This is a genomic window from Falsiroseomonas sp. E2-1-a20, assembly GCF_051433195.1.
Taxonomy (GTDB): Bacteria; Pseudomonadota; Alphaproteobacteria; order Acetobacterales; family Acetobacteraceae; genus Falsiroseomonas.
The window spans coordinates 1-982 of record NZ_JBHMFT010000169.1; the positions used below are offsets into that span (position 1 = coordinate 1).

Sequence of the window (982 nt, forward strand, 5' to 3'; positions counted from 1 at the left end):
TTCGGCACGTCGGGATTGAGCAGCAGGGTGGCAGCAGCGTCGATGGCGCCGAGCCTTGGCCACCGCCTCCATTGCAAATGAGTTCCTGCGACTAGCAAGCCGCGCTGATCTGGATTGCGTGGGCGTGTCCCGTGGTAGGCAAGGGAGGTGCAGGTGCACCGTCGATCCCTCATCGCCTCAGCCGCAGCAACGGTCGCCATGTCTCCTGGCGGAGTTCGGCATGGCCGGACGAGCGCTCCACCCCCTCCGCAGGACGCGGTTGATCTGCTGCTTGTGCTAGCAGTGGATGTGTCATCCTCCATCAGTGAGGATGAAGATCGATTACAGCGGGAGGGCTACTGCGCTGCCCTGACCGACAGCAACGTGCTCGCCGCCGTGCATGGAGGTGCCAAAGGGGCAATTGGTGTCGCCTACGTCGAATGGGCGGGTATTGGCTTTCAGCGCTCACTGTTGCCCTGGATGAGGATCGCCCACCGCAGCGACGCGGAATCCTGGTCCGAGCGGCTCGCGTCTGCACATATGGAGAAAGGGTCGCCACGCAGTGTAGCGGCGACAAGTGGCCGCCGCTACTCGGGCACCACAATCTCACGCGGCATCTTGTTCTCCGTCTTGATGCTGGACGAGGCGCCTTGGCCCACGGTCCGAAGGGTCATTGACGTGTCAGGGGATGGCGCGGACGATTCTGCTTGGGCAGTGTCGGCCGAGCAAGCCCGCGACTGGGCAACGCACCAGGAAATCACAATTAACGGATTGGCGATCGAGGGCGACCCGGAGTTCCAGGAGTGCTTCCCAGGTGCGGCTCTAGCTGAGTACTACCGTGAAGCCGTCGTCGGCGGCCCTGGCGCGTTCGTCGTTCAGGCGGATGGTATCAGCGCCTTCGGCGATGCAATTAGGCGCAAGCTCGTCCGCGAGATTGCAGGGCCTCAGCCCAACACATTGCTGGAAAGAACGGCCTAGTGATTGGAAAGCCGTCCCGCTTTAG

At 62.7% G+C, this 982-nt stretch carries 1 protein-coding gene; it reads left to right on the forward strand.

Annotated features, from left to right (window positions below):
• Window positions 1–198 precede the first annotated feature (198 nt).
• Complete coding sequence (locus ACFHPP_RS31175) at window positions 199–957, forward strand: DUF1194 domain-containing protein (protein ID WP_437167104.1); 759 nt, start codon at window positions 199–201, stop codon at window positions 955–957.
• The last annotated feature ends 25 nt before the right edge of the window (window positions 958–982 follow it).